Origin of the sequence: Nocardioides sp. (assembly GCF_047607365.1) — a bacterium.
Taxonomy (GTDB): domain Bacteria; phylum Actinomycetota; class Actinomycetes; order Propionibacteriales; family Nocardioidaceae; genus Nocardioides.
On record NZ_JASGDD010000004.1, the window covers coordinates 1 to 2680 of the forward strand.

At 74.5% G+C, this 2680-nt stretch carries 3 protein-coding genes and 1 pseudogene; 3 read left to right on the top strand and 1 reads right to left on the bottom strand.

What is annotated here, in order from left to right; translation table 11 throughout:
* Positions 1-748 (top strand): annotated as a pseudogene (locus QM572_RS00225) (MFS transporter); the annotation flags it as partial.
* Here QM572_RS00225 and QM572_RS00230 read toward each other — a convergent pair.
* Complete coding sequence (locus tag QM572_RS00230; protein ID WP_415088782.1) at positions 745-1149, bottom strand: VOC family protein; 405 nt, start codon at positions 1147-1149, stop codon at positions 745-747. The pseudogene QM572_RS00225 and the gene QM572_RS00230 overlap by 4 nt on opposite strands.
* A gap of 71 nt (positions 1150-1220) precedes the next feature.
* Here QM572_RS00230 and QM572_RS00235 point away from each other — a divergent pair, with 71 nt between their 5' ends.
* Entirely contained in the window at positions 1221-1589 is a 369-nt protein-coding gene (locus tag QM572_RS00235; RefSeq protein ID WP_415088784.1) for a nuclear transport factor 2 family protein, read from the top strand.
* Between the two features lie 47 nt (positions 1590-1636).
* Positions 1637-2680 (top strand): homoserine dehydrogenase (locus QM572_RS00240; RefSeq protein WP_415088786.1); only part of this gene is annotated, 1044 nt, incomplete at its 3' end.

Here is a 2680-nt window from a genome sequence, read left to right on the forward strand (position 1 = left end):
CTCGCGGGCGACCGCGGTCGGTGCGCTGGCCGCCGCGGCCGGGGTCCTCGCGGTGAGCGTCGCGGCGAGGACGGAGCCGGTGCCGCGGGTGCTTCTGCTCGTCGCCGGGGGAGCCGCAGCCGTCCTCGCCGGGCGCGCGCTGCTTCCCGCGAGGACGTGGAGCGGCGGACGCGGGCTGCCCAGCATCGTCGCCACCCGCGGCCTGATCGGGGCCGCGTTCGCCGGCGCGGAGGCCTATCTACCGCTGCTGCTCCACCTCGCCCGCGGGCTGAGCCTCGGCCAAGCGGGCTGGGTGCTCACGACCGGCGCGGTGGCGTGGGCGCTCGGGTCGTGGCTCGCCGGGCGACGCCGGGGCCTGCTCGGAGACCCGCTCCTCGGCGTACGCGTGGGCGTGGCGGCCACCGCGGCGGGCATCCTCGGCGTCGGGCTGGTCGTCGTCGACGCCGTCCCGCTCGTCGTCCCCGTCCTCGCGTGGGCGCTCGCCGGGCTCGGGATCGGCCTGGCCTTCTCCACGCTCAGCGTGCTCACGCTCTCGACCGCCCCGGCGTCCGAGCACGGTCGCGTGTCCTCGGCGCTGCAGCTCAACGACGCCCTCACCCAGGCGCTCGTCCTGGCGCTCGGCAGCGCGGTCTTCGCCGCGTTCGCCGCCACCCGCCCGGTGGACGGGGCGGTGCTGCTCGTCCTCGCCGCCGGCGCACTCGGCGCAGCCGCCTCGCTGCCCGCCCTCCGGCTGCGCGAGTCCCGCTAGGCATTCGGCCGGGCGGCGAGCTCGGCGTCGGAGCGAAGGATGCAGAACTCGTTGCCCTCCGGGTCGGCCAGGACGACCCAGCCGGTGCCGGGGCCGTCGATGCCGCGGTGGTCGGCGACGAGGCTGGCGCCGTGGGCGAGCACCACCTCGACCTCCTCGTCGCGGGTGCGCTCGCGCGGCCGGAGGTCGAAGTGGAGCCGGTTCTTCACGCTCTTCTCGTCCGGCACCTGGAGGAAGAGGACCTCCTGGCGGGTGTCGGGGTCGATGATCGAGCACTCCTCGTGCCCGGGCTCGTTCGGGTCGTCGGGGAGGTCGACGTAGCCGAGCACGGGCTTCCACCACTGCGACAGCTCGTAGGCGTTGTGGCAGTCGACGGTGACCTGGGCGATGTACGACGTCATGCGCCCAGCCAACCACGCGCCCGTCCCGGCGCCGTCGGCGAATTGTCGGTGGTCGCTGGAAGCCTGGTCGCATGACCGACTCGGCACGCTTGGACGCCCTTCACGGGTGGACACGACTCTGGAACGGCGACCTCGACGAGGCCGTCCGCATCGCGACCCCGACCGCGCGGGTCCGCTTCGGTGCCCGCGCGATCGGCGAGCAGGCCGATGGACTGGTGGGCGCCGAGGCGCTCGGCGAGTTCATCGGCGCCTTCCGCGCGGCCCGCCCCGGCCTCACCTACAGCGAGGTCGAGCTTCGCGCCGGCCCCGACGGCGGGGTCTCGGTGTGGAACGCCACGATGGGCGAGCTCGCCGTCGGAGGCATCGACGTCTTCACCTTCACCGCCGACGACCTGATCGACCACGTCTGGTCGGTGACCGCGGAGCGCCCCATGGCCTAATCGCCACCGATGAGCGGTCGGCGCGCGGCGCCGATACCCTTGGACCCATGCGCCCTCTCAACGTTGCGGTCCTCGGCTGTGGGTCGGTCGGGTCCCAGGTGGTGCGGCTGCTCACCGAGCAGTCCGGCGACCTCGCCGCGCGCGTGGGCGCCCCGCTCAACCTCGTCGGCGTCGCCGTGCGCCGTCTGGACGCGCCCCGCGAGATCGAGGTGCCCGCCGAGCTCCTGACCACCGACGCGGCGGGCCTGGTCGCCCGGGAGGACGTCGACCTCGTCGTCGAGGTGATCGGCGGCATCGAGCCCGCGCGCTCCCTCATCCTCAGCGCGCTGGAGCACGGCGCCAGCGTCGTCACGGCCAACAAGGCGCTGCTCGCCGAGGACGGAGCGACGCTCTTCGAGGCGGCCGAGAAGGCCGGCCGCGACCTCTACTATGAGGCCGCCGTCGCCGGCGCCATCCCGATCCTCCGCCCGCTGCGCGAGTCGCTCGCCGGTGACCACGTGCGCAAGGTGATGGGCATCGTCAACGGCACCACCAACTTCATCCTCGACAAGATGGACACCCTCGGCGCCGGCTTCGAGGAGACGCTCGCCGAGGCCCAGGAGCTGGGCTACGCCGAGGCTGACCCCACGGCCGACGTCGAGGCGTTCGACGCAGCCGCCAAGGCCGCGATCCTCGCCAGCCTCGCCTTCCACACCCGCGTCACCGCCTCGGACGTGCACCGCGAGGGCATCGTCGAGGTGACCGCCACCGACGTCGCCAGCGCCAAGGCGATGGGCAGCGTCGTCAAGCTGCTCGCGATCGCCGAGGCCCTGCCCGGCACGAGCGGCAAGGCGGGCGAGGACGCCGTCTCGGTGCGCGTCCACCCGGTCATGATCCCGCGCAGCCACCCGCTGGCGAGCGTGCGCGGCGCCTACAACGCGGTCTTCGTGGAGGCGGAGTCCGCTGGGCAGCTGATGTTCTACGGCCCCGGCGCCGGCGGCGCGCCGACCGCGAGCGCCGTGCTCGGCGACCTCGTCACGGTCGCCCGCAACGCGGTCCTCGGCACCCGGGGCGCCGGCGAGTCGGCGTACGCGGCCCGGGAGATCCTGCCC

What these genes read in the sequence shown, in the direction of transcription:
- QM572_RS00230 (WP_415088782.1), bottom strand. Translation starts at nt 1,149, where the DNA reads ATGACGTCGTACATCGCCCAGGTCACCGTCGACTGCCACAACGCCTAC.
- QM572_RS00235 (WP_415088784.1), top strand. Translation starts at nt 1,221, where the DNA reads ATGACCGACTCGGCACGCTTGGACGCCCTTCACGGGTGGACACGACTC.